This window comes from Tabrizicola sp. (assembly GCF_016792905.1).
In the GTDB taxonomy this organism is placed as follows: domain Bacteria; phylum Pseudomonadota; class Alphaproteobacteria; order Rhodobacterales; family Rhodobacteraceae; genus Tabrizicola.
Genome location: NZ_JAEULP010000030.1, coordinates 1 through 24,849, shown reverse-complemented (window position 1 = coordinate 24,849; position 24,849 = coordinate 1). Strand labels below are relative to the sequence as shown.

29 protein-coding genes and 2 pseudogenes are annotated in these 24,849 nt (G+C 64.7%); 11 read left to right on the top strand and 20 right to left on the bottom strand.

Going from position 1 to position 24,849, the window contains the following annotated elements; translation table 11 throughout:
- Positions 1-21: 21 nt before the first annotated feature.
- From JNL31_RS06375 to JNL31_RS06355, 5 genes are all read right to left on the bottom strand, one after another.
- A complete protein-coding gene (locus JNL31_RS06375; RefSeq protein ID WP_294971291.1) occupies positions 22-2,790 on the bottom strand; it encodes a response regulator in 2,769 nt (922 codons plus the stop codon).
- Positions 2,791-2,825: 35 nt separating this feature from the next.
- A complete protein-coding gene (locus JNL31_RS06370) occupies positions 2,826-3,611 on the bottom strand; it encodes a DUF3365 domain-containing protein (RefSeq protein WP_294971245.1) in 786 nt (261 codons plus the stop codon).
- A gap of 138 nt (positions 3,612-3,749) precedes the next feature.
- Positions 3,750-4,244 carry a flavin reductase family protein gene (locus tag JNL31_RS06365; protein WP_294971244.1) on the bottom strand — a complete coding sequence of 165 codons (495 nt, stop codon included), beginning with the start codon at positions 4,242-4,244 and terminating at the stop codon, positions 3,750-3,752.
- Between the two features lies 1 nt (position 4,245).
- Positions 4,246-5,478: a styrene monooxygenase/indole monooxygenase family protein gene (locus JNL31_RS06360; protein WP_294971243.1), complete on the bottom strand. Its 1,233-nt coding sequence runs from the start codon at positions 5,476-5,478 to the stop codon at positions 4,246-4,248.
- 24 nt (positions 5,479-5,502) lie between these two features.
- Positions 5,503-6,285 carry an SDR family oxidoreductase gene (locus JNL31_RS06355; protein ID WP_294971242.1) on the bottom strand — a complete coding sequence of 261 codons (783 nt, stop codon included), beginning with the start codon at positions 6,283-6,285 and terminating at the stop codon, positions 5,503-5,505.
- Between the two features lie 178 nt (positions 6,286-6,463).
- On the opposite strand from JNL31_RS06355, the gene JNL31_RS06350 reads away from it, so the two are divergent.
- Entirely contained in the window at positions 6,464-7,456 is a 993-nt protein-coding gene (locus JNL31_RS06350; protein ID WP_294971241.1) for an AraC family transcriptional regulator, read from the top strand.
- Between the two features lie 122 nt (positions 7,457-7,578).
- On the opposite strand, the gene JNL31_RS06345 is transcribed toward JNL31_RS06350, so the two are convergent.
- Entirely contained in the window at positions 7,579-8,508 is a 930-nt protein-coding gene (locus tag JNL31_RS06345) for a LysR family transcriptional regulator (protein WP_294971240.1), read from the bottom strand.
- A gap of 93 nt (positions 8,509-8,601) precedes the next feature.
- Here JNL31_RS06345 and speB point away from each other — a divergent pair, with 93 nt between their 5' ends.
- The 7 genes from speB to betA all read left to right on the top strand — a co-directional run bounded on the left by speB (position 8,602) and on the right by betA (position 15,434).
- On the top strand, positions 8,602-9,573 hold the full coding sequence (speB, locus tag JNL31_RS06340; RefSeq protein WP_294971239.1) for an agmatinase: 972 nt from the start codon (positions 8,602-8,604) through the stop codon (positions 9,571-9,573).
- 3 nt (positions 9,574-9,576) lie between these two features.
- Positions 9,577-10,356 carry an SDR family oxidoreductase gene (locus JNL31_RS06335; RefSeq protein ID WP_294971237.1) on the top strand — a complete coding sequence of 260 codons (780 nt, stop codon included), beginning with the start codon at positions 9,577-9,579 and terminating at the stop codon, positions 10,354-10,356.
- Entirely contained in the window at positions 10,353-11,090 is a 738-nt protein-coding gene (locus tag JNL31_RS06330; RefSeq protein WP_294971236.1) for an SDR family oxidoreductase, read from the top strand. Before JNL31_RS06335 ends, JNL31_RS06330 begins: the two co-directional genes overlap by 4 nt.
- A complete protein-coding gene (locus JNL31_RS06325; RefSeq protein WP_294971234.1) occupies positions 11,087-11,977 on the top strand; it encodes a polysaccharide deacetylase in 891 nt (296 codons plus the stop codon). The genes JNL31_RS06330 and JNL31_RS06325 overlap by 4 nt, the downstream gene beginning before the upstream one ends.
- Positions 11,978-12,043: 66 nt before the next feature.
- Entirely contained in the window at positions 12,044-12,214 is a 171-nt protein-coding gene (locus JNL31_RS06320; protein WP_294971232.1) for a hypothetical protein, read from the top strand.
- A 1-nt stretch (position 12,215) separates the two neighbouring features.
- On the top strand, positions 12,216-13,673 hold the full coding sequence (locus JNL31_RS06315; protein ID WP_294971230.1) for a cytosine permease: 1,458 nt from the start codon (positions 12,216-12,218) through the stop codon (positions 13,671-13,673).
- Positions 13,674-13,748: 75 nt separating this feature from the next.
- Entirely contained in the window at positions 13,749-15,434 is a 1,686-nt protein-coding gene (gene betA / locus JNL31_RS06310; protein ID WP_294971226.1) for a choline dehydrogenase, read from the top strand.
- A gap of 586 nt (positions 15,435-16,020) precedes the next feature.
- On the opposite strand, the pseudogene JNL31_RS06305 reads toward betA, so the two are convergent.
- The 4 genes and pseudogenes from JNL31_RS06305 to JNL31_RS06290 form a co-directional block, all read right to left on the bottom strand.
- Positions 16,021-16,266: pseudogene (locus JNL31_RS06305) on the bottom strand (GntR family transcriptional regulator); the annotation flags it as partial.
- A 54-nt stretch (positions 16,267-16,320) separates the two neighbouring features.
- The gene (locus JNL31_RS06300) at positions 16,321-16,611 is read right to left on the bottom strand and encodes an inositol monophosphatase family protein (RefSeq protein WP_294971224.1); all 291 of its coding nucleotides are present in this window, start codon (positions 16,609-16,611) and stop codon (positions 16,321-16,323) included.
- 20 nt (positions 16,612-16,631) lie between these two features.
- Complete coding sequence (locus JNL31_RS06295; RefSeq protein WP_294971221.1) at positions 16,632-17,663, bottom strand: TIM barrel protein; 1,032 nt, start codon at positions 17,661-17,663, stop codon at positions 16,632-16,634.
- Entirely contained in the window at positions 17,660-18,217 is a 558-nt protein-coding gene (locus tag JNL31_RS06290) for an ABC transporter permease (protein WP_294971218.1), read from the bottom strand. The genes JNL31_RS06295 and JNL31_RS06290 overlap by 4 nt, the downstream gene beginning before the upstream one ends.
- Before the next feature lie 441 nt (positions 18,218-18,658).
- Between JNL31_RS06290 and JNL31_RS06285 the strand changes: the two genes are divergently transcribed.
- Positions 18,659-18,856 (top strand): hypothetical protein, encoded by a 198-nt coding sequence (locus JNL31_RS06285; protein WP_294971216.1) that lies wholly within the window; start codon positions 18,659-18,661, stop codon positions 18,854-18,856.
- Here the strand turns inward: JNL31_RS06285 and JNL31_RS06280 are convergent.
- The 9 genes from JNL31_RS06280 to JNL31_RS06240 form a co-directional block, all read right to left on the bottom strand.
- Positions 18,853-18,975, bottom strand: a complete 123-nt coding sequence (locus JNL31_RS06280; protein WP_294971214.1) for a hypothetical protein — start codon at positions 18,973-18,975, stop codon at positions 18,853-18,855. The two genes, JNL31_RS06285 and JNL31_RS06280, sit on opposite strands and share 4 nt — an antisense overlap.
- Before the next feature lie 40 nt (positions 18,976-19,015).
- Positions 19,016-19,897, bottom strand: coding sequence for an IS1 family transposase (locus tag JNL31_RS06275; protein WP_294971211.1), 882 nt, complete (start codon positions 19,895-19,897; stop codon positions 19,016-19,018).
- A gap of 49 nt (positions 19,898-19,946) precedes the next feature.
- Positions 19,947-20,339 carry a hypothetical protein gene (locus JNL31_RS06270; RefSeq protein ID WP_294971209.1) on the bottom strand — a complete coding sequence of 131 codons (393 nt, stop codon included), beginning with the start codon at positions 20,337-20,339 and terminating at the stop codon, positions 19,947-19,949.
- Complete coding sequence (locus tag JNL31_RS06265; protein ID WP_294971206.1) at positions 20,336-20,824, bottom strand: type II toxin-antitoxin system antitoxin SocA domain-containing protein; 489 nt, start codon at positions 20,822-20,824, stop codon at positions 20,336-20,338. The genes JNL31_RS06270 and JNL31_RS06265 overlap by 4 nt, the downstream gene beginning before the upstream one ends.
- A complete protein-coding gene (locus JNL31_RS06260; protein ID WP_294971203.1) occupies positions 20,824-21,042 on the bottom strand; it encodes a histone H1 in 219 nt (72 codons plus the stop codon). The genes JNL31_RS06265 and JNL31_RS06260 overlap by 1 nt, the downstream gene beginning before the upstream one ends.
- A 177-nt stretch (positions 21,043-21,219) precedes the next feature.
- Positions 21,220-21,636, bottom strand: coding sequence for a hypothetical protein (locus JNL31_RS06255; protein ID WP_294971201.1), 417 nt, complete (start codon positions 21,634-21,636; stop codon positions 21,220-21,222).
- Complete coding sequence (locus JNL31_RS06250; protein ID WP_294971198.1) at positions 21,605-21,808, bottom strand: hypothetical protein; 204 nt, start codon at positions 21,806-21,808, stop codon at positions 21,605-21,607. Before JNL31_RS06250 ends, JNL31_RS06255 begins: the two co-directional genes overlap by 32 nt.
- A gap of 81 nt (positions 21,809-21,889) precedes the next feature.
- Positions 21,890-22,291, bottom strand: coding sequence for an ATP-binding cassette domain-containing protein (locus tag JNL31_RS06245; protein ID WP_294971195.1), 402 nt, complete (start codon positions 22,289-22,291; stop codon positions 21,890-21,892).
- 240 nt (positions 22,292-22,531) lie between these two features.
- Complete coding sequence (locus JNL31_RS06240; protein WP_294971193.1) at positions 22,532-23,203, bottom strand: hypothetical protein; 672 nt, start codon at positions 23,201-23,203, stop codon at positions 22,532-22,534.
- Positions 23,204-23,868: 665 nt separating this feature from the next.
- On the opposite strand from JNL31_RS06240, the gene JNL31_RS06235 reads away from it, so the two are divergent.
- The gene (locus tag JNL31_RS06235; RefSeq protein ID WP_294971295.1) at positions 23,869-24,150 is read left to right on the top strand and encodes a hypothetical protein; all 282 of its coding nucleotides are present in this window, start codon (positions 23,869-23,871) and stop codon (positions 24,148-24,150) included.
- On the opposite strand, the pseudogene JNL31_RS06230 reads toward JNL31_RS06235, so the two are convergent.
- Positions 24,051-24,308: pseudogene (locus tag JNL31_RS06230) on the bottom strand (hypothetical protein); the annotation flags it as partial. The gene JNL31_RS06235 and the pseudogene JNL31_RS06230 sit on opposite strands and share 100 nt — an antisense overlap.
- Positions 24,309-24,701: 393 nt before the next feature.
- Here JNL31_RS06230 and JNL31_RS06225 point away from each other — a divergent pair.
- Positions 24,702-24,849: helix-turn-helix domain-containing protein (locus tag JNL31_RS06225; RefSeq protein ID WP_294971289.1), on the top strand; the 148-nt coding region annotated here is incomplete at its 3' end.

Here is a 24,849-nt window from a genome sequence, read left to right as displayed (position 1 = left end):
TCTCCCCATCGTCCTGCCGTTTCAGGCCACCAGCAGGCCTTTCAGGCCCATTTCCACAGTCTTGTATTCCCGCATTACCGCATCGACCCGGGAGGCGGCGGCGGCGACCTCGCCCTCCCGCCCGATCGCCTCGATTTCGCGGCAGAGTGCCTCCAGGGCAACGGCCCCGAAATCCGTCGCGCTGCCCTTGAGGGTGTGGGCGGCACGGCGCAGGGCGTCGGCGTCATTCGCTTCAACCGCCGCAGCAAGGCCATTCACCAGCCCGGGGCCGTCATCAAGAAAGCTCTGGACCAGTTCCCTGAAGGCAGCATGGTCGCCGCCGATCACATCGAGAAGCTGTGCAAGGGCCTTGGGGTCCAGTTCGCCTTCGGGTGCGGACATTGGTTCCCCCATCGTTTCCAGGCCGCCATCAAGGCAGGCTCTCAGGGCCCGCACCAATGCTTCGACACGGATGGGCTTGCTCACATAGTCGCTCATTCCGGCCGCGATGAAGCGCTCGCGGTCTCCCTCCATCGCGTTGGCCGTCACCGCGACGATCTTCGGCCGCTTGCCTTCCGGATACGTCGCGATGATCCGACGCGTTGTCTCGACCCCGTCCATCTCGGGCATCTCGATGTCCATCAGGATCAGGTCGTAGGGCTGGCGCTCCAGCGCCTCCAGCACCTCCAACCCGTTGCCAGCGACATCGGCGCGATAGCCCAGCCGCTTCAGGATCATCCCGCCGAGCTTCTGGTTGGTTGGATGGTCGTCGGCCAGCAGGATCCGGGCCGGCAGTTCTGCCGCAAGCTGGTCGTCGATGCGAGGGCGGTCCATGCGCCGGTGGGGAAGAACCCGTGCGGGCTCACCAAGCGCGATGGTCAGAAGCGCGTTGAGCAGCGTCGAGGGCTTTATCGGCTTGGCCATGACCTCGGCAAAACCAGCGGTTTTCAGCGCCCCGGCATCATGATCACCCGCATGGCCGAGAGAGCTGAGCAGGATCAGTGGCATCGGCTGGGGATCGGGCAGGTCGCGGATCGCCTGGGCAAGGCCGAAGCCGTCCATGTCGGGCATATGCATGTCAAGAATTGCGATGTCGAATCGCTGGCCATCACGCAGCAGCACCAGCGCCTCGGCAGGTCCCGTTGCATATGTCGGCTTCATCGACCAGATTTCGCACTGGCGCGTCAGGATCTGGCCGTTCGTGGTATTGTCATCGACGATCAGCACGCGCCTGCCTTCAAGATCGGGACGCGCCTCGTTGATGCGGACCGCTCGTATCTGTTCGGCCACCGGCGCCCTGATCGTGAAGCTGAAGCTGGAGCCCTTTCCGGGTTCGCTTGTCACCCCGATCTCTCCGCCCATCAAGGATACCAACCGCTGGCTGATGGCAAGTCCAAGGCCTGTTCCGCCAAAGCGGCGCGTGGTCGAGGCATCTGCCTGCGTGAAGGATTGGAAAAGCCGGCCGATCCGGTCGGGCGGGATGCCGATCCCGGTATCCTGGACGGTCATGCGCAGGGTGCAGTCGTCGACCTCCGCCGCCGCACCGCCTTCGCGTCCGACGGTCAGGACGACCTCGCCCTTTTCGGTGAACTTTATCGCGTTGTTCAAAAGGTTGAGGAGGACCTGCCGCAACCGGGTCGGATCCGAGACGATCCTCTGCGGAACCTCGGTTTCGATCACATAGGCAAGGTCCAGACCCTTCTTGCCCGCGGCCATTGCCACAAGGTCAAGCGCCCCTTCGATGCATTCGCGCAAGTCGAACGCCACGCGCTCCAGATCCAGCTTGCCCGCCTCGACCTTCGAGAAATCCAGGATATCGTTCAGGATCGTCAGCAGGCTTTCGGCGCTGTCGTTGATGGTGCGTGCAAATTCCGCCTGTTCAGGTGGGAGGTCAGTATCGAGCAATAGATTGCTCATCCCGATGATGCCGTTCATGGGCGTGCGGATTTCATGGCTCATGCTGGCGAGGAACTGGCTTTTGGCCGTGGTGGCACGCATCGCCTCGTCCCGGGCTTCGGCAAGGCTCGTGACGAGTTCGCGCTGTTTCGCCGCCAGCGCCTCGCGCTCTCGCAGGCTGTCGCGGAAGAGGCCCAGGGTGCGACTCATCACGCCGATCTCGTCGCGACCGGCATCCGGGATCGGCGTCGAGAGATTCCCGCCTGTAATTTCCGTCATCGCAGACATCACGCGACGCAGGGGATTGGTGATCGTGGCGATGATCCCAAGCGTCAGCAAAAGCCCAAGGACCGCCGCCACAACCGAGATCTGCGTGGCGCGAGTGACGGCCGAATTTGCCGAGGTAAGCGCGTCCTGCCCAGTCGTGACTGCCTGCGCCTCCAGCCGGTCTACCAATGCGCCAAGTTCCGCGTCGACATTCAGGATGTGCGACTGGCCTTGCGCCACCAGCGAGTTGCCGAGAACACGCTGATCTTGGCTGTAGGCATCGACCGCCAGGAAGGCCTGCTCCCGCAAGGCGGCCACTTCCTTGCGGATCCGCGCGACACTGTCGGGCGCCATCGGCTCAAGCGCGTCAAGATCGGCCATCAGCGCATCATGGGCGGCGTTGGCATTGCTCTCGGACCGCATGAGCAGGCTGACGGCAAGATCCGAAAGCCAGTATTTCAATTCGCCGAAGCGGGCCGCCGCAGAATAGGCCAGGCGCAGTTCGCCGACCCGCGCCACCTCTTGCGCGATCGCCTCGGCATTGCGCGAAAGGCGCTGTCCGAGATAGGCGTTCGATCCGATCAGGGCCGCCAGCAGGACGATGGCCAGAAACGCCAGTCGCGCGAAGATCGACACTCGCCCCAGCATATTGGCCACTCGATCCAACCGCGCCATTCGCGGCCTTACGGGTAGAGGGTGATGCTGATCACGCCACCCAGATCGCCAAGCGCGCCGCCTTCCTTGGGATAGCCCGTGACATCGACTTCGCCCGCCGGCGAACCATGACAGGCCAGACAGCCCTCGGTGTAGTATTCGGGAACCATGACGCGAAAGGCTTCGCGATCTCCGGTCTCGGTCAGGCTGGAGTAGACGGCTCCCTTCTGCCATTCGGGAGAAAGCAGGTATTCGGTGATGACCTGATCCTCCCAGGCGTCGGGTCGGGACTTCCGGTTGCGCACGAGGCTCATTGGCGCGGTGACCTTGATTTCGGCTCGGTCCCCGGCCTTGCTCAGGAAGGTTTCGTTCACGAGGCGACCAAAGACCGCCGGCACGAAACCCTTGAACGCGATGCCTTCACGGTTGATCGACGCGGCGTTGGCATCCATCACCTCGGTGATCGAGGCCATCAGGGCCGAGATAAGGTCGGCCTCGCGCGCGTCCATGCCGTCACTCAGGGGCGGCGCGCCGGTCTTTTCCACGAATGCCTTGGTGGCGCGGGCCAGAACCTCTTTGCCCGTCAATCCCTTGTCGCCGATTGCGGGATCATTGATCAGCGCCTGCTCTGCCCCGATGACGGCACGGGCCGATTGCAGCAGGACCGCAAGGCGAAGAGCCAGATCCAGCTCGGCCTCCTGGCTTACCTCGGCCTTCGTGGGCGCGCCCGTGAGGAAAGCGATGGTGAAGATGATCGCCAGAGACACAGGCTTGAAAGACATTTTCAGATCCCACACCCGCAGATCCTGGCTCAAGGCGTCTCACCAGACGGTCCGCTACCACCGGGCTACCCTGCGTCAACTTGGCGCACCGATCAAGCACCGAACTTGACCAGAGACACCGTCCGAGCCCGGCGACTGGTTCTGACGATCAATGAGCCTGGACGCTGGAGCCTAGAGCGCCTGCAGCCGGTGAAAGCGCGACTGTTCGTAGACCAGCGCCGGCCCCTCGCCCAGATCGATCTCGGCGATATGGCCGATGAACACGGTATGCGAACCCGCATCGGTCATCTCGGCCACCTCGCACGAGAAATTGGCCACCGCATCGGCCAGAACCGGCAGGCCATGCCCGTCCTCGTGCCAGCGGCCCTCGCTAAACTTGCCCTCGCCGGTGGCACCGTCCGCCCCGGCAAAGCGCAGCGCGATGGCCTGCGCCTCGCCCGCCAGCAGGCTGACGTTGAATCGCCCGGTTTCACGCACCATGGCGCAGGTGCCGGTCTTGCGGTTCAGGCAGACCAGCAGGCTTGGCGGATCGGCGCTGACCGAGCAGACCGCGGTGGCGGTGATGCCGCGCCGTTCGGGTCCGGCCCGGCTGGTCACGATAGTGACCGCGCCGGGAAACCGCGCCATGGCCGTGCGAAAGCTGTCGCGATCGACGGGGCTGCCCAACTCAGGCCGCCTTCAGCTGGGCCAGATAGGCACCGGCGGCGGCCGGATCGGCGAACCACGGGAAGAAGTCGCGCGGGTCGTCGAAGCCGTTCGCCATCCGGTGCGCCAGCCGCGGCTCGCCGCAGGCCGCCCCCATGATGTCCAGGATGAAGGGCGGCGGCGGCAAGAGCAGCATGTTGGTCCAGCGCACCACCCATTGCGCATAGGCCCAGAAGGCATCGAAGGTGCCTTGCATGAACGCTTCGTCAAAGGGCGCCTCGCCATGGGCGAGGATGCGGTCGAGATAGACCGCCGCCGCCTTTGCCGCGTTGTTCGACCCCTGCCCGGTGATCGGATCGTTCAGGCAGACCGCATCGCCCAGGCCCAGCACCTTGCGCCCCGAGGGCAGGGTGGCGACCGGGTGGCGTATCGTCGGGGCAAAGCGCCCGGCCAGGATGCCGTTGGCATCGGTCAACTGGCAATTCTTCGACCGTTCGTATTCCCAGGGCAGGAAGGTCGTCAGGATCTCCAGCGATTTTGCCAGGTGGGCCTCGGGCGTCGTCACATCGGCCCAGCAATCCATCGGCCCGCCGGGGATGCCCTCGAATACCATGATCTCGCAGGGGCCGGTGCTGGTCAGGGCAGGAAAGACGAAGTATTCACCCACGCCGGGGATCAGGTTGAACTCCACCGCGGAATGTGGCTGGCGCGGCGTCATGCCGGTCACATAGGTCAGGGCAAGGGCGCGCATCGGCTTGTCATAGGCCGATTTCTCCGCATCGCGGGCGAACATGCGGCCGACCTCGCCCTTGCCCGAGGCAACGATCACCAGGTCATCCTCGGCGGCATAGGCGTCGATCTCGGCAATCCCGGCATCGGCGATCACCATCTCGCCGCCCAGCCGGCCGAACTCGGCCATCCAGCGGGGCACCTTCACGCGCTGGTCCACCGACAGGGCGTCGCGGTCCAGCCGCGCGGCCCAGTCGATCAGCCGCGTGCCCGATCCATCCGGGTTCGGCACGATGAAGTTGATGCCCTGCACCGGCGGGCAGTCCTTGGCCCAGAAGTCGATGCCAAGGGCGGCTTCATGAGCCAGCGCGTTCGAGAACATGCACTGGCTGGACAGCACGCGACCGGTGGCGATGTCTTCTGCCGTGCGGTTCTGCACGATGCGCACGCGGTAGCCCTTTTGCAAGAGGCCGATGCCCAGTTGCAGCCCCGCTTGCCCGCCGCCGATGATGGTGATCTTTCTCATCTCTCTCTCCCTGTTCTGTCCGGTTCAGTCCATCAGCTTCGGAATGGCCGGTTCCGCCCGTTCCGGTCCCATGGCGGTGTAGCCGCCATCCACGCAGATATCGGTGCCGGTGATGAAGCTCGCCTCGTCCGAACACAGGAACAGCACCGTGGCCGCCACCTCTTCGGGGTCGGCCACGCGGCCAAGCAGGTGGAACGGCGCGGCCACCCCGTCGGTCTTGGCGCGGTTGCCGTGGGTCAGCTGGTCCATGATGTTCGACCAGGTCCAGCCGGGGCTGACGGCGTTGACGCGGATGCCCTCGGGCGCGAGGTCCATCGCCTGATTGCGCGTCAGTTGCAGGATCGCCGCCTTGGACACCGGATAAAGCCAGCGCCCGGTCTGCGCCACGCGCGAGGAAATTGAGCCGAAGTTGACGATGGCTCCCCGGTTCTTCGCCAGTTCCGCCCGCGCCGCCTGCATCAGCATGACCGAGCCGACAAGGTTCACGTCCAGCGCCTCAAGCCATTCGGCGCGGGTCGAGGCGGCGCCATTGTCCAGATAGGTGCAGGCGACATTGACCAGAAAGTCGATCCGGCCAAAGCGCCGGGTGGTCTCGGCCACCAGGGCGGCAATCTGGCCATCGTCGCGCAGGTCGCAGCGGCAAAAGCCGACCCCTTCGCCCAGATCGCCCGCCAGATCGCCCGCCGGTTCGACGATATCCGCCACCATCACCCGCGTTCCGGCGGCGCGGAACCCCGCGACCACGGCCCGGCCGATCTTGGTGGCGCCGCCCGGCACGATCGCCACCTTGCCCTGCAATCCACGCATCCGGTTCCCTCCTGGGTATTTTGAGTTTGAAACAGATTTCGGCAGCCGGTTCCCTCGCGCTATCCGCCAGGCGCGCTCGTTATCCGGAAAACGAAAAAATCGTGTATCGGACGGATCGGTTGTGGCCGCGTCGTGCTAGGCTTGCGTCGTCAGATCAGGAAAGGCCCGGACAGGTTCGATGACTGCCCCTCGCGTGAAAGCCCCGCTTTCGGCACACGCCCTGTTCCGCTCGTCCGATCTGGACGAGGCGCGGGAACGGGTGGCGGCGGTCTTCTGTCCTCATCGGCTGGAAACCCTGGGGACCGAGGCGCGGTTCGATGCGCGCCACCACCATCTGCCGGGGCAGAGCCTGTCGCTGAACTATATCGAATATGGCGCGCGCACGCTGATCGCGCCGGGCGAGTTGCAGGGCTTCTATCTCTTGCAGATTCCACTGGAAGGCGGAGCCGAAATAACCAATGGCACCAGCCGCTATCTGTCGACACCGGCGCAAGCGGCGGTGTTGAACCCGCATCTGCCCACCCGCATGGTGTGGGAGGCCGGCGCCCGGCAGGTTCTGGTGCAAATCGACCGGCGCGCGATGCAGGGCCACCTTGCGACCGAACTCGGCGGTCCATCCGACCGGCCGCTGACCTTTCAGGGCCCGCTGGATCTGACCACCGGACCGGGGGCTGCGCTGCGTCGGCTGGTGCTGTGGCTGGTGGCCGAGTCCGATGCGGGCAGCCCGCCGATCGGCGCGGGGCTGATGGCGCGCCAGATCGAGCACGCCGTCCTGTCGGGACTGATAGAGGCGGCGGCGCATGACCATTTCGGCGCGCTGGCCCGCCACAAGGCTGCGCCCCGCCCGCGTCATTTGCGCCTTGCCGAAAGCTATATCGAGGCAAACCTCGACCAACCGCTGACCTTGCGGGACGTGGCCGAGGCAGCAGGCATTTCCCCGCGTGGGCTGCAACTGGTGTTCCGCCAGCATCGTGATACCACGCCACTGGGGTTCTGGCGCGACGTGCGGTTGGCGCGGGCCCATGACGATCTGCGCGCCGCCAGCCCCGGCACCACCGTGACCGAAGTGGCGTTGCGCTGGGGCTTTACCCATTTCGGCCGGTTTTCGGAACTGTACCGCGCACGATACGGCCTGTCGCCGCGCGACACGCTGCGCACCGCCGGAGGCTGATCGCGAAGACTGGATCCAGTCAGCCGAGGCGGGTCGCACTTCGGAAATCGGCATCAGAAAACGGAGGCTCTGGGGCCGGAGGCGGCGTTCAGGGTGCACATTCCTTGCTGCGCGGTCAGTACCTAGCCGGGTGCGACGCAGCACTCGACGATGGCACGCGTCAGCGCGAGCGCGGCACGGGAGGGCGACTGTCGGGCGTAGGCGATCTGGAAAGGGTCATCGAAGGAAAGCCGATCACCGGCAAGCCCCCGAAGGCGGCCAGCCTGCACCTCGGTCGCGGCGTAGTGCTCCGGCAGAAAGCCGATATAGGCCCCGGACAACAGGAGGATCAGCGTCCCTTCCATGTGCGGCGTGGCTGCGCGCCAGTCGAAATCGATGCCGCAGATCGGCAGGCGCGGCATGTAGGTTCGCCCGGCAAAGGACTGGCGGGCCAGCAGGTCCGGGGTCAGTTCGAAGTCCGGTACGCCGAACAGCGGATGGTCCTGGCCGCAGTAGAGTTTCTGCGTCTCGTGAAACAGAAGCTGCGCCCGCGTGTTCACCGGGCGGGACGGGGCGGGCATGAGGACGACCTGGTAGGCGCCGCTGAGCAGGCCCTGTGACAGGACCTGCGGCGCGGCAACGTCGAACTCCAGCGTCACCCGCGGCGCGCGCCGGTGGAAGGCAGCGATGGCGCGGTGCAGGTTCAGCGAGGGGTTCGTGACCATTGCGTCCACCGTGCCGAAGGTCAGCGTGCCGGAAAGCTCGCCCACCACATCGCCGAGGGCGGTCTGGAAATGGTCGATCGACCCGAAAAGGTCGAGGCAGGCCTCATGCACCTGCCGCCCCTCGTCCGTCAGGAAGAACCCCCCGCGGCCACGTTCGCAGAGCCGGACGCGCAGCCGTTCCTCAAGATGGCGCATATGGGTGGAGATGGTGGCCTGCGTCATCCCCAGGCTGTCCTGCGCTGCGGAAAACCCGTTGCAGGCAACGATGGTCGAGAACACCCGCAGCAGCCGCAGATCGACGTCGCTGACGGGAAGACGGTCGGGGGCGTGGCGGGTGGCAGCGTTCATACATTGATAATATGGAAAGTGAACATGGAAACATAGATATTTCATGAAACGAATGCCGATGGCCTTCTTGGCAGATGCACAAGGGGGGCCGACATGGCGGGGAATTCCTATGACACCGGGCGGTTGAACCTGCCTTTCGTCGGCATCTGCACCTTCGGCAAGTCGCCCTACCAGCCCGACTGGGACGCCATCGACGCCGATGTCGCCATCCTTGGCGCACCCTTCGACTTTGGCACCCAGTGGCGATCGGGCGCCCGCTTCGGGCCGCGTGGCGTGCGCGAGGCCTCGACCCTGTTCTCCTTCGGCCACGGCGGCGCCTATGACCATGAGGATGACGTCACCTACCTGCCCGCTGACAAGGTGCGCATCGTCGATCTGGGCGATGCCGACATCATCCACACCGACACCGAGCGCAGCCATGCCAACATCGAATTCGGCGTGCGCAGGATCCTGAAGGCGGGCGCCCTGCCGGTGGTGATCGGCGGCGACCATTCGGTCAACATCCCCTGCATCAACGCCTTCGATGAGGACTGCGCCCAGAAGGGTCCGATCCACGTCGTGCAGATCGATGCACATCTGGACTTCGTCGACGTCCGCCATGGCGTGCGCAATGGCCACGGCAGCCCGATGCGGCGGGCAGCAGAAAAGCCCTACGTCTCGGGCCTGTCGCAACTGGGCATCCGCAACGTCTCCTCGACCGCGCGCGACGGCTATGAGGATGCGCGCAAGATGGGGTCCGACATCCTGTCGGTCCGCCAGATCCGCAAACTGGGTGTAGAGGCGGTGCTGGCGCGGGTGCCGCAGGGCGCGCGGTATTACGTCACCATCGACATCGACGGTTTCGATCCCTCCATCGCGCCCGGCACCGGCACGCCCTCGCACGGCGGCTTCATCTACTACGAGGTGCTGGAACTGCTGGCCGGCCTCTGCCAGCGCGGCACCGTGGTCGGCGTCGATCTGGTCGAGGTCGCGCCCGACTATGACCATACCGGCACGACGACGATCCTTGCGGCGCAGGTGCTGATGAACCTGATCGGCCGGATCATCCACGCGAAGGGCGCCTGAGCCATGGGGTCGCTGCGCTACGACTATGCGGGCGAAAGCGTTCTGGTGACCGGGGCGAGCCGGGGCATCGGCTTTGCCGTGGCGCGCGCCTTTGCCCTGGCGGGGGCCGAAGTGACGGTGCTGTCCTCGGGCGCGGGCATCCATGCGGCGGCGCAGGCGATTTCCGACGCGACCGGGCGCAAGGCCCGTGCACTGGAATGCGACATCACTGACAGCGCGGCGGTCAAGGCGGCGCTGTCGGGGATGGGCCGCATCGACGTGCTGGTCAACAACGCCGGGCTCGAGCGGATCACCCCCGTCGATGGCCCGGACGCGGTGGAGGATACCTTCCGCCGCATCACCGATATCAACACCAACGGCACCTTCTACGTCACCCGCCATGCGCTTCCGAAGCTGGCACAGGGTGGCCGGATCATCCTGACTGCCTCGATCTGGAGCCGGGTCGCGGTGCCGGAGTTTTCGGCCTACATCACCTCGAAACACGCCAACCTTGGCTTCATGCGGGTGATGGCGAAAGAACTTGGCCCGCGTGGCATCCGCGTCAACGCCGTCTGCCCCGGCTGGGTCAGGACCGAGGCGGCGATGCTGTCCTTGCAGAACATGTCGAAACGGACGGGGCGGTCGGAGGACGACCTTCTGGCCGAGATCGTCGGCGCCCAGGTGCTGCCGGGGCTCTTGGAGCCGGACGACCTTGCTGCGCCCTACCTGTGGCTTGCCTCGGACGGCGCCAAGGACATGACCGGGCAGGCGCTGATGCTGGATCGGGGCGAGGTGATGGCATGACGCGGCGCGTCCTGATCACTGGCGCCCATCGCGGCATCGGCGCTGCCTGCGCGCTGGCCTTTGCCCGTTCGGGCGACCGGGTGGCGCTGGCCGACATCCGCCCGCCGCAGGAAACCGCCGCCGCAGCCCGCGCCGCGGGGGCCGAAGAGGTTCTGAGCCTTGCCTGCGACGTGTCCGACGAGGGCGCGGTGGCAACCATGGGCCGGGCGGTCGGTGAGGCTTTCGGCGGGCTGGACATTCTGGTCCATTGCGCCGGTATCATCCACGAAGCGCCGCTTCTGGAAACGCCCGTCGCCGATTTCGACCGGGTGATCGCCATCAATCTGCGCGGCAGTTTCCTTGTCGGCAAGACCGCCATCGGCCTGATGCAGGGCAGCGCAGACGCCCCCGCCCGCGCCATCCTGATCGCCTCGGACATGGCCTATTACGGGCGCGAGACGTTCTCGCCCTATGTCGCGTCAAAGCACGGCGTCCTCGGCCTTGTCCGCAGCTGGGCCAAGGAATTCGCCCCCCGCATCCTGGTCAACGCCATCTGCCCCGGCCCGATCGACACCGAGATGCTGGGCGCCGCGAACATGAGCGCGGATTGGCGCGCGAAGGAGCTGGCGATCCCCCTCGCCCGCTTTGGCCAGCCGCAGGAAATCGCGGCCCTCGCGCTGTTCCTTGGCGGCGACGGCGGGCGCTATTTCACTGGCCAAGGCATCGGCCCCAACGGCGGGAGCGTCATGCCATGATCCTGAACCCGATCCCCTGGCCGAACGGCGCGAAATGCGCGGCCTCAGTCACCTTCGACATGGATGCCGACAGTCTGGTCCACATCGCCCATCCGCAGGACGGCCACAGCCGCGTCTCGGCGATTTCCATGCTGCAATACGGCCCGCGTGTCGCCATCCCGCGCATTGTCGAAAGCTATCGCCAGCTTGGCATCAAGCAGACCTTCTTCATCCCCGCCTGGTGCATCGAGACCTACCCCGAAGCGGTCGAAACCATCCTGAACGGCGGCCACGAGATCGCCCATCACGGCTTCCTGCACGAACACCCCCGCGAACTCAGCGACGATGACGAGGCCCACTGGCTCGACCGTGGCATCGAGGTGATCGTCAAGGCCACCGGCCAACGCCCGCGTGGCTGGCGGGCGCCGCTTTACAACTTCTCGCACCGCTCCGCCGACCTTCTGGCAGATCGCGGCTTCACTTACGACGCCTCGCTGATGGGCGATGACCAGCCCTACCTGCTGGACTGTGCCGGGGGGCGGCTGGTGGAGCTGCCCTCGCACTGGGGCCTCGATGACTGGCCGCAATATGTGCAGTCGATGGACCTCGACTACATGATGCCGATCCGCGCGCCGGAACAGGGGCTTTTGCCCTTCATGCAGGAGTTCGAGGCTTCTTACACGCATGGCGGGCTCTGGGTGCCGGTGGTGCATCCCTTCGCCACCGGACGGCTGGCGCGCTGGCATCACTGGCATCGCTTCCTCGAAACCGCAGTGGCGCGCGGCGATGTCTGGTTCGCGCCGATGGAAGAGATCGCGGCCCATGTGCAGCGGCTGGTCGCCAGTGGCGCCTGGCAGCCCCGCATCGACCGGCTGCCCTATTACGCCACCCCGGTGCGGGTGGGCTGAACGACAACCGGGCCGGGGAGGCCCATGTCAGACACCCGCGGGAGGCGGGTCAGAAGGGGGAGAGAGATGACCGAGAATGACAAACCCTGGGCGCGGGAGCTCGAGCGCCGCATCAAGATCTACGACGAGATCGAGGCGCAGGACAGCTGGCAGGGCCGGATGACCGCCGCGCATTACCTCGGCCTCCTGGGGCTGACGGCCCTCTTGGTCGCCGGTTTCTGGATCTGGGGGGTCTGAGATGGCAAACGCGGATACCACCTACACCGGGCATGAGACCAGCGGCAGCCTGGAATACATCGAGGCCGCCGAGCGCGGCGACCTGCCCCTGCTGCCGCGCGAACGGCTCTGGGGCTTCTGGGAATTCACCTATGCCAATTCGGCCCTGGCCATCGCCACCTGGGCCTTCCTGATCGGCGGGGCGGTCGGCCTCTTCGTCGGCCCGCGCGAAGGCATCGCGGCCATCGTCATCGGCAACATCATCGGCGTCATCCTTACCGCGCTGCCGACCTGTGTTCCGGCCGGGAAATACGGGGTCGAGCAGTTCACCATGCTGCGCAGCCAGTTCGGGCCAAACGGCAGCCGGCTGGTCTATTTCCTTGCGGTCGTGTTCCTGACCATGGGCTGGCTTGCCGTCCTCAGCATGATGTTCGGCCGCTCCATCGACGGGTTGACCGCCCTGGTTTCGGGCGGCGAGGCTGCGCCCTTGGGGCCGAAGGTCATGGTCGCAGCGATCGGGGCGATTCTCCTGACCTGGTTCATCGTCGCCAAGGGGCCGACCTCGATCAAGTTCTTCAACATGGTCATCTCGCCCGCGCTGGTCCTCTTGATGGGTTGGATGATGTACCTGATCCTCAGCCACCATTCCTTCGGCGAGCTGATGGGGATGAAGGCGCTGGCCCCGCCGTTCGAGGACAACACGCTGAACTTCATCATCGCGGTCGAGGTCAACCTGGCCGCGGGCTTCTCCTGGTGGCCCTACATCGGCAACCTCGGGCGGCTTACGAAGAACGAACGCACCGCCTTCTGGCCCAACATCGTCGGCATCTTCGGCGCGGCGGCCCTGGGCGAGGTCGTGGGTCTGCTGGGCTCGGTCGCACTTGGCAACAGCGATCCGACGATCTGGATGGCGCAGGTCGGCGGCGTGACGGTTGGGGTGATCGCGCTGGGGTTCGTGGCCTTCGCCAATGTCACCTCGATGGCGAACATCCTTTATACCTCGGTCGTGGGCCTGCGCCAGATAGGCACCAGCGCCATTCGCGGGCTGCGCTGGGACGTGCTGTTGTTCCTGTTCTGCATCGTTCCGCTGATCCTCGTGATCTTCTACCCGACGATGTATGATGGCTTCTTCATCTTCCTCGTCTGGACCTCGGCGCTGAACTCGGCGCTGGCCGGGATCGGCATTGCCGACTACTTCTTCCTGCGTCGGCAGAAGCTTGACCTGCGCGCGCTGCATGGCGACCCCGCCACTTCGGCCTATCGCTTCGCCGGCGGATTCAACCCGATCGGGATCGTGGCGCTGGTGGTGGGCTTTGTCGTCTACATCGCGGTCTTCAACCCGCAGACCTTGGAAAGCGCGCCCGCGTTCAAATACCTCACCGCCTCGCTGCCGTCGTGCTTTGCGGCCGGGCTGGTGCACTATGTCCTGACCCGGATCTTCGCCAGGGGCCGTGGCTGGGGCAACTATCCGCGCGGCTGACCCTTCCGGCCGCTTGACTGGCGGGGGTCGAAGCATCCCCGCCACCTTTCCTCGATCCATCACCGGGAGGCCCCCATGTCTCAGGACTTCGACTACATCATCATCGGTGCCGGTTCTGCCGGTTGCGTTCTGGCCAACCGGCTGAGCGAGGATCCCGCGACCCGCGTGCTGGTGCTGGAATATGGCGGCAGCGACAAGTCGATCTTCATCCAGATGCCGACCGCGCTGTCGATCCCGATGAACGGCACCAAGTACAACTGGAAATACATGACCCTGCCCGAACCGGGGCTGAACGGGCGGCAAGTGCATTGCCCGCGCGGCAAGGTGCTGGGCGGGTCGTCCTCGATCAACGGCCTTGTCTACATGCGCGGCCATGCCAGCGATTTCGACGAGTGGGAGAGCCTGGGCGCGCGCAATTGGGGCTATGCCAACTGCCTGCCCTATTTCCAGCGCGCCGAAAGCTGGAAGGGCGGGGCCGACGAGTATCGCGGGGCAAAGGGGCCCTTGTCGACCAATGCCGGGAACGAGATGAAGAACCCGCTTTACCGCGCCTTTGTCGAGGCCGGGCATGAGGCGGGCTACATCACCACCGAAGACCCCAACGGCTTCATGCAGGAGGGCTTCGGCCCGATGCACATGACGGTCAAGGACGGCGTGCGCTGGTCGACTGCCAATGCCTATCTGAAGCCCGCGATGGGCCGCCCGAACCTGACGGTGATCACCCATGCCATGACGCGCCGGGTGCTGCTGGAAGGCAAACGCGCCGTCGGCGTCGAATACGAGCATCAGGGTCAGCGCCATGTCGCCAAAGCCCGCCGCGAGGTGCTGATTTCAGCCGGGCCGATCGCCGCGCCGCACCTCCTGCAACGCTCCGGCATCGGCCCGGGGGCGGTGCTGCAGAAGGCGGGCGTGCCGGTGTTGCACGATCTGCCGGGGGTGGGTGAGAACCTGCAGGACCATTCCGAAGTCTACATCCAGTATGCCTGCAAGGAGCCAATCACGCTCAACGGCAAGATGGGTCTCTTCAGCCGCTTCCTGATCGGCGCGGAATGGGTGCTGTTCAAGCGCGGGCTGTCGGTCACGAACCATTTCGAAAGCGGCGGCTTCATCCGCTCGGATGCGTCTTTGGCCTCGCCCGACATTCAGTTCCACTTCCTACCCGCCGCCATGCGCTATGACGGCAAGAAGCCGCTGGACGGCCACGGCTTCATGGTGCTGACAGGGCCGAACAAGCCGAAAAGCCGCGGCCATGTCCGCATGCGCTCGGCCGACCCGTTCGAACAACCCGACATCCTGTTCAACTACCTTGACCGCGAGGAGGACCGCGAGGGCTTCCGCCGCTGCCTGCGCCTCACGCGCGAGATCATCGCCCAGCCCGCCTTCGACCGCTTCCGGGGCGAGGAAATGGCGCCCGGCAAGGATGTGCAAAAGGACGACGAGATCGACGCCTGGGTGCGCGAGACGATGGAAAGCACCTACCACCCCTGCGGCTCCTGCCGGATGGGCGAGGACGCGATGGCGGTGGTGGACAGCCAGTTGAAGGTGCGCGGCCTCGAAGGGCTGCGGGTGATCGACAGCTCGGTCTTCCCCAGCGAGCCCAACGCGAACCTGAACGCGCCGACGATCATGCTGGCCGAACGCGCCGCCGACATGGTGCGCGGTCGGCCCCTCTTGCCGCCGTCGAACGCAGCCGTCGGCGTCGCGCCCGGCGTTGGCGTGACGCAGCGCAGCGGCAAACCGGTGCGGCAAGTTCGAGCGTAGGTTTCCCTCTGGCACGGGCCTGATCGACCCGCGCCTGCACCCGCGTCAGGGCCAAGGCGGGTTCGAAATCCATGCCGTCCTCGTCCACCGGAACATGGACCAGCCTTCGGCCGAGCGATTCAAAGAGATTGCGAGCGATCAGGGGCCCAGGATTTTCGAACAGATTCCCACCGCCGGGGTCGGTCAACAGCAGGGCCGCCACCACGAAGGCCGCATGACCGCCGGGGCGTGACGAAAATCTGGTCGGGATGACAGGTATCGCTGCGATGCAATGCCAGACAATCGGCGATGACCTGGCGCAGGGGCGCATGGCCCGCCGGATCGCCGTAGCCCATGTTGTCGCGCCAGCCTGTCGGGTCTGCCGGTTCACATTCTTCGGCCAAAGCGCGAAGGGAAACTGGTCATAGGCCGGTGCGTTCGGCAGGAAGGGCCGGTTTTCCAGCGGGATGAGATCGACCTCTGCCGCGCCAAAGCGGCTGCCCAGTCCGGGCACGCTCGGCGCGGCTGCAAAGGCTTGTCCGGGTTCCGTCACGGGCTCAACACGCTGCGGCACATGCAGCAGGAACGTGGGTGCGACAAAGGTGCCCGAACCGCGGCGAAGGTCCAGGAACCCTTTGGCGGCAAGGCTTTCCAGCACCTGCACCACGGTCGTCCGCGACACACCCAGATCGACGGCAAGGGCCCGGATGGCCGGCAGGCGGGTTGCTCCGGAAAGCGACCCGGCAAGAATCGCGCCGCGCAGCTGGTCCTCGAACTGGCGGAACAGCGGCACCCGGCTGTCACGGTCGATCACGATCCGCGTCAGAAGGGCGCCGGATTTTCGCTTGGCCATGCCCCCCCGTCGAGCGGCTTGCGCCAGCGCATCTTGGCCGCTGGCGGCAGGCGCTCAAGCGTCGCGCAGGGCCTTCAGCGCCACCGCATGGACCGTCGCGTTCGCGGCCATCAGCACCGTGTCGAAACGCGCCGCATCGGCCAGCGGCTGCCCGTCCCAGTCGGTCACGATGCCGCCTGCGCCCTGAATGATCGGCAGTTGCGGCAGGATGTCGTAGTCGTGGACATTGCCTACCAGCAGCAGGTCCACCGTGCCAAGCGCCAGAAGCCCGGCCGCATAGCAATCATGCGAGGCACGGGTGAAACGGGCCTGGCCTGCGCAAGCGCGACCATTTCGGCCGGGCACTCAGGGGGTCTTGGGGTCGGTCATGGCGCGGGCCTCTGGCGTTCGGCGGTGGTGGCGATGTCGTCCAGCATGGCGCTCACGACGTGAAGCTGGCGCAGGGCAGCTTCGCGCTCGCGTCGCAGCCGCTCGGGTAGTTCGCCCGCGCCCGGATCGGTGAAACTGGCAGTGCGGGCCGGGATAAGCGGGTCGGGCTCTCCATCCGGAAAGCGCAGGGCGGGGGCATAGTAGTCTTCCTCTTCCTCCAGCCCGAAAGCCTCGATCTGCGGCTTCTCGGCGCCCAGCAGCAGAAGCTCGACCAGCAGCGCCTGCATCGGCAGATCGCCCTCGCCGCTTCGGCAGGCACGATGCGCCCAGCCGCCGCGGTCGGGCAGGACGTGGCAATCCTTGACATGGGCCTCACGCAGCCAGGGCGCCTGGGTTTGCAGCGCCTGCAACGGCGTCTCGCCCGCATTCACCATGTTGCCGAAGTCGAACAGCAGGCCCAGGCGCGGATTGTCCACCGCCTTCAGAATGCCGACCAACTCGGTCGAGGTCAGATCCTCATGCTGTTCCAGGGTGAATCGCAACCTGCGCTGGGGGTCGAGCGTCTCCAGACCGCGCAGGTTTTCGATGGCGTGGGCGATCACCGTCGACACCCGGCCTTCGTGGCGCGGATAGCAGCGCATGGCGACCGCGCCCACCGCATGGGCGATGGCGACGGCCCGCTCCAGATCCCAGGCCTCGGTCGAGGAGGTTTCCACATGGACCGCCAGCCCCAGCCGACGCGCTTCGGCGCCGAAGGCGGCAAGCTCGGGCGGGGTCATCGCGGCAAGGCTGGCGGCTTCGCCATCCTCGACATGGATCTGAACCCCGCTCAGCCCGTGCGCGGCCGCATGGGCCAGCAGATCGGAAGGAAGCATGCCGCCGAAGCGGAAGTTCAGGTGGAAGGCGTAGGCATGGGCAAAGAGCGGCGCCGTGCGGGCGCGATGGGCAAGCTTGGCGGCCTCATCCGCCTCAAGCGCTGCAATCCGCGCCCGCCAGCCGCCCGCGCCAAAGGACTGCGGCAGGGTCATGCTGCGGCCTCGCGCCACCGTTCGTGCCGACGCAGAAGCGAGCAGGCGACGGCACAGATCACCGTGACCGCGATGAACAGGATACCGATCGCGTTGATCATCGGGTCGATGGCGAACCGCATCCGGGCACCGATTTCGGTGACAAGGGCATGCTCGCCGCCGATCGAGAAGATCGTGGTGCTATAGTTCTCGAAGCTTTGCTGGAAGGCGATGGCCGCCGTTGTGACGATGGTCGGCTTCAGGAACGGCAGGGTGATCCGGCGGAAGGCGTGCGCCCGGGTCGCTCCGAGGTCGAGCGCCGCTTCCTCCAGCGTGTGGTCCTGCCGTTGCAGCTGCGCCATGAACATCAGCATGGCATGGGAGGCGATGAAGGCCGACTGCGCCAGAATGGCGGCGACGAGGCCCGCCGTGGTGCCGAAGTTTCGCCAGAGGATGACGGTCGAGATGCCGATGATGATTCCCGGGGTCAGAAGCGGTGAAACCATGACTGTATAAAGCAGCCCGGCCGAGCGTTTGCCAAGCTGCGACAAGAGAAGCGCGCCCGACAGGCCCATGCAAGAGCCGCAGCGCCAGCGTGCTGCCCATGCCGGCAGGCTTCATTTGGCGATGTCCTTCAGGCTGACTTTCAGAAGCCGCATCATGGCGAAGATGAACAGCGTGCAGACCACCACCAGGCTCAGCGCATAGGCCGCGCCGACGTTTCAGTTGGTCGCCTCGACGAAGTGGTTGTAGATCAGCTGGGTGAATCAGGACGAGGCGGTGCCGCGTGTCATGATGTGGGGCACGGCATAGGACCCGGCGGACAGCATGAAGGTCATGACGCAGCCGACGGCAATGCCGGGCCGGGCGTGGGTAGTGTCTCAGTTTGAATTATCTTTTTTTTGAGAGCGGTATGGGTGCCGCCGCGATGGCGGAAGCCACACCCATCCCTACCGTTGCAGAATCGCGGACGAGGTGACAGCCTGCCTGTTCGTTTTTGAGAGGAGATGTTTCGAATGGCCGACACTAACACCGTGGTCCACATTGGAGAGAATTCGCCTGAACAGGTGGCGCTAAAGTTGGTGCATCAGCTGGCGTCCATGGAAGGGCGCGACCTCTTCTCTCACGGGAAGAATGTGCCAGACAAAAAGTGGCTGCTCGACACCTACGCCGAGTGCCTTCACGCCGTGAAGGGCTTCCGCAAGTACGGTTAGGCTTTCGCCTCGGTCACAAAGCGATACAGCGCCTCAACAATCCCCCGAGCCTCCGCAGCCGAGGTGGTTGTTTTGGCGACCGCTTCGGCCAGCCGAAATCTGATCTCTTGGTCACTCATAGGTATCAGCTTACCTCACACCTTGAGGTATTTCAATACCTCAAACTTTCTTCTTGTAAGGCCCGCGCGGTCCCGGCTTGGGCAAGCTGGCGTCGATCATGTCCGCCAACCAAGACATGTCGCGCAGGGTATCTGTCACGCCTGCGGCCATGGCCGGGGTCATCTTGAGCGTCTTGTGCATCCGCACGAAGTTGTAATGCACGAAGTAGAGCGACAGCATGTGCAGGTGGTTTTCCACCTTCTTGCTGAACCCATTGGTCAGGCGCGTGAAGCGCCGCATTCCCATGCGCATCGAGAGGTTCTGGCGCTCAACGTGTGACGTGCTGACCATTTCCTTGACCGGCTCACCGAATACAGGGACTTTCCTGATGGCCGTGCATTCGGCGGGGCTATACTTGCGCTCGTGGCCCTTGCCACCTTCGCCATCTCCGTAAATCTTGACCAGCATCGCATAGTCGATTTCGGCGGCGAAGGCGTCACCCACGGCCTTGAGATAGGCCCCGTGGCCGTCCGTGGTCAGCTGCACACGGTTTGCCAGACGGTCGGCCAGATCGAACATGAATTCACGCGCGGTTTCTGCCGAACGGTCGCCAACTTCAAAGGCCAGGATCATCTTGCTGTCGCGGTCAATCGCGGTCCACGTCCACACATCGCCAGCGCCGTCCGGGGCAGAGCGGGCGTCTGCCACGTTCTTTTCCTTGGCGTAGACGAAAGACCAGATTTCATCGCACTGGACCTGTTGCGCCTTCACGTTGCGCACAGTCACATCGTGATAGTCGGCACAAGCCCGCCCCGCATCCTCAAGCAGCTTGGTCACGGTGTTGATGGAAACCCCGGTGATCCGGCTGATCGAACGCATGGACGACCCCTCAACGAGCATGTTGAGGATGGTGACGCGGGTTTTGATGTCGAGCTTGTTCATGCCCTCAATCTAGAGGGCCGCAGATCGTTTAGCAAGCAAAAAGTTCACTTTAAATAGGTTTGAACAACCCTGTTGTTACTGCCAACACAAGACCAATGGCGCTGACAGCTGTTGAGCCAACAAGCGTTGACAGAACCGTCTCAGAAAGCACAAAACCGCAAATTCCAAAGCCAGAAATGATCAGAACGCCGCCCACGAAGATGGAGTAACACACAAGATAGCAAAAGACCCATCGGGCATACTTCCATCGCAGTCTCCGGTTGACGCGACGATCAAGATTAGACTCAACGATGCTTTGTGTTTCGGCGTTTTGCTTCTTCTCTGCTGCCAGCGCCTCCCGCTTATCCTTGTCGTCGGGTTGCGCCTTTTGCTGAACGCCAGTGAGGCTCCGGTTGATTGCCTCCCGGAGCCTCTTACGAAGTGCTTCTTCGTCTACTGTCACGCGGCCTGCATCAGGTTGTAAAAGTAACTCTTGATGTCAGCGTCTGCGATGGGCCGATTTTTACCGCCCTCAAATGCGGCCTCCCAAGGCGTGCCAGGTTCGTGAGTTAGCGCAGATAGCTTGAACGCCGGGAACCTTCCATAAGCGTTCCAAACCTGATCAATGATCGCGCTCTCTTCTGGCGCCATTACTTCTATCGCCTCTCCAGCATCATCGAAATTGAACGGAGTATCCTCGCCCCACCGTAGCACACGGTCGATTGGGTTCCGTCCGAATTTTCTCAGCGCGCTGTAAAGAGTCGGGAAAACAGGCCCAAAATCCCAAGCCTGAACCTGGTCCTCAACCAGCCGGTTTCCAGTGACAGCCAGATACCAGCCGTGCGCGAAATAAACGAGCTTCTGCACCTGCATCTGGGTTATCGGGCAACCCGACTGCAAAGAGCGACGGATGAACTCGTTTGCAATGACAAGAGATGAATGTGCCATCATCCCCACCGTGCCGCTGCGGCGCGCTCCGCGATCTCGCGGCGCTGGGCCTCTGTGGTGTTCTCTTGACGTGCCTTCGCACCCGCCAGACCGCTCGCGCGCTTGGCTGGTTGCTTCAACGCCGTCTCTTCGATCTCTCCGGTCGCGATCCTCGCGATATGCACCGCGTTGCCGATCACGTCCGCAGGGCGAGTCTGCCCGTTTGGTCCTTTCGGCATTCTCAACCTCCTTACGCCCCGCCGTGTCACCCGGCGCTGGGCCGATGGTGCCACGGGGTTGGGTGATTTGGCTATAGCCTTTACATAGGGCGGCAGCGCGGCGAAAGTAGGCCCACCGGGTCACATTTGCCCACGCCATCGTTAACGTCCAGTTGATGGTCGGGTTCCAGTGCAACGTCAAGGTCCCCAAATTTCAAAGTGAGACACTACCCGGGCGTGCGGGATCACCACGCGGAGGTGGAGGTTCCAGGTCGAGGCGCAAAGGTCGCGCGTCGCTTCGACCTGGTTCATGTCCAGCGTCTCCAGCACGTTGTAGAGCGGGAAGACCACGAGCAGGATATAGGCGTAGACCATGGCGATGAAGACGCCGCTGCCGCTTTCCGGGAAGGGCACCGGATCCGGTCTCGGCCGTCTTGCCCGTCCGCAGCCCCTTCGGATTGGGGGCTGAACGGCGCCGAGCGGGGTATCCACTTGCGCGAAGCCATCGGCGCTGGCGGTGATGCGGCAGTCGAGCGCGTTCATCTCGCCGACGACGGTGGCGACGAACGCGTTATCGGGCCGGTCATAGACCTCGTCCCGCGAGCAGACTTGCATGATCCGGCCCCCGGTTCATCACCGCCACGCGGTCGGACATGGCCAGAACCTCGCCTTGGTCGTGGGTGATGTAGAGAAAGGTGATGCCGGTGCGGGCCTGGATTTGTTTCAATTCGGCGCGCATGTGCCGACGCAACTTCAGGTCCAGGGCCGAGAGCGGCTCGTCGAGCAAGAGCACTGACGCCTCCACCGCCAGCGCCCGGGCAATGGCAACGCGCTGCTACTGCCCGCCGGACAACTGGGCGGGCAACTTTTAGGCGTGGTCGCTCGGCGCGTCGGTGGCCAGAAGCTCATGCGCGCGGTCGCGCCGCTTGCCCTTGGACCAGCCGCGCATTTCCAGCCCGAAGGCAACGTTTTCCCAGATCGGTATCAGGGGAAACAGCGCCAGGTCCTGGAAGATCAGCGCCGTCGGCCGGATCGAGGGGTCGATGCCCACCATCGACTGACCGCCGATCCGGACATCGCCTTCAGTCGGGTCAAGAAACCCCGCCAAAAGCCGCAAAAGCGTGGTCTTGCCGCAGCCGGAGGGGATGAGAATCGAGATGAACTCGCCCGCCTCGATCCGCAGGTCCGTCGGTTGCACGGCCTGGAACTGGCCGTATCCTACCGAGGCCCGGTCAAATTCGATTGCCTTGCCGGTTGTCTGGTCCAACATGGGAAGCATCCGTCCTGAGTAAGGAGAGGGCTGCGGGGCCCCGTGGGCCCGCTGGGGGATCATCAGGCGTTGGTCAGCTTCTCGACATATTCCTCGCGCACCTGGCTGAACCAGGGCGTGAACAGCAGCCAAATGCCACGCAGCCGTCGAAGATGCGGCGGGTGTTTTCCTCGGGCTTGTAAAGGTCCATCGCGCGGTTCGACGCCAGCTCGCCCGTTGCGTCCGGATAGATCGCCCTCGTCATGGTTCGGACGGGTGTCGACCTAGGGGAAGATCAGGTCGAACCCCTTGCCGCCCGCCGCGCGAAGCTTGCTGGCAGCTACCCCGTTCGAGCCATGGGTCGAGATGTTGATGGTGATGCCGGTCGCCTTCTGGAAGGCGTCGACGATGTTGGGCTGGAAATAGTCGTCCCAGGTGAAGACGTTCACCATCCCCGAAGAGGCGAGTGCCCGGCGTGCGACAAGCGGTGCCGCTGTCGGACACACACAGACGGGAACTGGCCAGAAGTCCCTGTTCTTCCAGGATGGGGTAGGCCAGTGTCGCGAGAAGCGAGTTGATCTGCTTGAGGTCGCAGATCGTGTCGAGGTGCAGCGACAAGGTATCGATGCTGTGGATGCCGCGATCCTTGAGTCGGCCGAAATGCTGGGCCGTGGCGCGACGCTCCGCCTCGCGGAACCGTTCCTTGGCCCGGACCAGCGCCAGCGCCGTGTTCTGGTCGCGCGACACGATGCCGTTGAAGGGCAACCGGGCATCCGTCAGCAACAGGTCGTGCCGCTCGACCAGCCCCTGCCAGCCTTCCGGGCTGAACGACAGCCCCCGGTCATGCTTGCGCCTGACATGCGCCACCATGTTGCCGCTGGCGACATCGCCGACGTGCTCCAGCGCGATGCAGGCCGCGATCAGTTCCTGCATCCACCGGGATGCGGCTTCATCCACACGGCAGTATTGGCCAGTACCCGTTGCAGATGGCGCCGCAGCGCCAGCCCGCCCACCCGTTCAACCCCGGTCCGGACCATGCGAGTCGCAAAAGGCAGAAGCACAACCGCCCCCGACAGACGCAGCAGCATTACCATCCCGCTCACGCGCCTAACCCGAAGGGTGGGCCGTCGTCACCACGGCCCGCCTCGTCCTGCCGAAGAATGTGCCGATGCCGGCTCGCTCCCCCACGATTCCGGGACAGAGCGCAATTGCACCCAAACTGGCCTGATCCGTATGGCCCCTTTGCAACAAAGCTGTAGACCACTTTCACGGCTCAACTGCCAGCAGACCGAAGGAAACAAAGCTTTTGCACCAGTGCAGCCCGGGTCCTCATGGCAGCGGGGGATTCGTCGCCCCCGTACTGACCGTCAGGATCGGTGCGACTGCGACATCGTCGGCTGCGGGGACACGGGCGACAGGTTTCCCGTCGTCGGTCAGGCCACCTGCGGGGGTGGAGTAGCTGATGGTCGCGCCTTCGCCGCCTGGAAAAAGGGTTGCAATCGTCACCGACCTCATACCGCGATTGAGAACAACCCGTCGGCGTTGTTTGTTTCTGTCGCGCCAAGGGCAACGGGCCAGTTGATCGCCGACGGGCCACGATGCTTTGGCAGAAGCGAGAGGGGTATCAGTTCCCGCTATGGGACGGGCTTCGCACCGGGCTGTGCCGACGCGCAGAGAACGGCGGCAACACCGGTGCCACGGGAAAGGAAAGCTTCAAGGACGGCATTGCCGAAGGCTTGCTGGCCGATGATCGCGATACCCATAAGGGGGCTCCTATGGGAAATGTGCGGCGGCAAATGCGTTCGCGCTTCAGCAGTTGGAAGAAGCTGTCCGCGACAGCCCTCACCATTGGGCTTGAACCAATGGCGCCCATGGCTTGATCCTGGCACTTGCCGCGGCGGCTCATGCTTGCGTACAGATTGTGCAGGCCGAGGAACACCTGCCACGCGCGGCCGGTGAACGGCGATCCTTGGGCGGAGTGGATCATCACCTTGGTCTTCGGTTTGCCTCGCCAGACGGCCGCGAGCAGCGCATGCAAGCAGGGTCATCCGGCGGCAACAGGATATGCCTTCGGACGGCCACGACCATCGCCGCCGCGGCCTCCGTCAGGACGGTGGATCGCGGCTCCGTCCGCCCTCTCTTCATATCCTCGACCTTGTCGCGCTTGAGCCACTTCACCACCGTCTTCCAGTCGATGCCCCGCTTCCGGTTCCCTGCGCACGCGACGCTAGCGTTCGCGGTCTTGCTGCTCCGACGCCATGCGTGGTCATGGCGCTGCCAGGACGAACCTGTCCCAGGGTGCTCTTCCCACACGCGCATATGGATCACACCATCAAACCGTGGGATCAAAAGGCCAGGCGTCACCCCACCCCTTAACACCACTTAGCCTCTAGAAAGGAACGCAACACCTGAGGTTTGGAGGGGGGTTGCGATGGAGGGGCGGGGGCGGCATCTGGACGCATGCGAGCGTGCGGTGATCTTTGCGGAGCATCGCCGGGGCACGAGCCAGCGGGAGATCGCGCGGCTTCTGGGCCGGTCCGCCAGCACGATCTGTCGCGAGCTGTCGCGGGGGCGGGTAT

What these genes read in the sequence shown, in the direction of transcription:
- JNL31_RS06375 (WP_294971291.1), bottom strand. Translation starts at nt 2,790, where the DNA reads ATGCTGGGGCGAGTGTCGATCTTCGCGCGACTGGCGTTTCTGGCCATC.
- JNL31_RS06360 (WP_294971243.1), bottom strand. Translation starts at nt 5,478, where the DNA reads ATGAGAAAGATCACCATCATCGGCGGCGGGCAAGCGGGGCTGCAACTG.
- JNL31_RS06355 (WP_294971242.1), bottom strand. Translation starts at nt 6,285, where the DNA reads ATGCGTGGATTGCAGGGCAAGGTGGCGATCGTGCCGGGCGGCGCCACC.
- JNL31_RS06350 (WP_294971241.1), top strand. Translation starts at nt 6,464, where the DNA reads ATGACTGCCCCTCGCGTGAAAGCCCCGCTTTCGGCACACGCCCTGTTC.
- JNL31_RS06345 (WP_294971240.1), bottom strand. Translation starts at nt 8,508, where the DNA reads ATGAACGCTGCCACCCGCCACGCCCCCGACCGTCTTCCCGTCAGCGAC.
- speB (WP_294971239.1), top strand. Translation starts at nt 8,602, where the DNA reads ATGGCGGGGAATTCCTATGACACCGGGCGGTTGAACCTGCCTTTCGTC.
- JNL31_RS06335 (WP_294971237.1), top strand. Translation starts at nt 9,577, where the DNA reads ATGGGGTCGCTGCGCTACGACTATGCGGGCGAAAGCGTTCTGGTGACC.
- JNL31_RS06330 (WP_294971236.1), top strand. Translation starts at nt 10,353, where the DNA reads ATGACGCGGCGCGTCCTGATCACTGGCGCCCATCGCGGCATCGGCGCT.
- JNL31_RS06325 (WP_294971234.1), top strand. Translation starts at nt 11,087, where the DNA reads ATGATCCTGAACCCGATCCCCTGGCCGAACGGCGCGAAATGCGCGGCC.
- JNL31_RS06320 (WP_294971232.1), top strand. Translation starts at nt 12,044, where the DNA reads ATGACCGAGAATGACAAACCCTGGGCGCGGGAGCTCGAGCGCCGCATC.
- JNL31_RS06315 (WP_294971230.1), top strand. Translation starts at nt 12,216, where the DNA reads ATGGCAAACGCGGATACCACCTACACCGGGCATGAGACCAGCGGCAGC.
- betA (WP_294971226.1), top strand. Translation starts at nt 13,749, where the DNA reads ATGTCTCAGGACTTCGACTACATCATCATCGGTGCCGGTTCTGCCGGT.
- JNL31_RS06295 (WP_294971221.1), bottom strand. Translation starts at nt 17,663, where the DNA reads ATGACCCTGCCGCAGTCCTTTGGCGCGGGCGGCTGGCGGGCGCGGATT.
- JNL31_RS06290 (WP_294971218.1), bottom strand. Translation starts at nt 18,217, where the DNA reads ATGGGCCTGTCGGGCGCGCTTCTCTTGTCGCAGCTTGGCAAACGCTCG.
- JNL31_RS06285 (WP_294971216.1), top strand. Translation starts at nt 18,659, where the DNA reads ATGGCCGACACTAACACCGTGGTCCACATTGGAGAGAATTCGCCTGAA.
- JNL31_RS06280 (WP_294971214.1), bottom strand. Translation starts at nt 18,975, where the DNA reads ATGAGTGACCAAGAGATCAGATTTCGGCTGGCCGAAGCGGTCGCCAAA.
- JNL31_RS06275 (WP_294971211.1), bottom strand. Translation starts at nt 19,897, where the DNA reads ATGAACAAGCTCGACATCAAAACCCGCGTCACCATCCTCAACATGCTC.
- JNL31_RS06265 (WP_294971206.1), bottom strand. Translation starts at nt 20,824, where the DNA reads ATGGCACATTCATCTCTTGTCATTGCAAACGAGTTCATCCGTCGCTCT.
- JNL31_RS06260 (WP_294971203.1), bottom strand. Translation starts at nt 21,042, where the DNA reads ATGCCGAAAGGACCAAACGGGCAGACTCGCCCTGCGGACGTGATCGGC.
- JNL31_RS06255 (WP_294971201.1), bottom strand. Translation starts at nt 21,636, where the DNA reads ATGCAAGTCTGCTCGCGGGACGAGGTCTATGACCGGCCCGATAACGCG.
- JNL31_RS06245 (WP_294971195.1), bottom strand. Translation starts at nt 22,291, where the DNA reads ATGTTGGACCAGACAACCGGCAAGGCAATCGAATTTGACCGGGCCTCG.
- JNL31_RS06240 (WP_294971193.1), bottom strand. Translation starts at nt 23,203, where the DNA reads ATGCAGGAACTGATCGCGGCCTGCATCGCGCTGGAGCACGTCGGCGAT.
- JNL31_RS06235 (WP_294971295.1), top strand. Translation starts at nt 23,869, where the DNA reads ATGCTTTGGCAGAAGCGAGAGGGGTATCAGTTCCCGCTATGGGACGGG.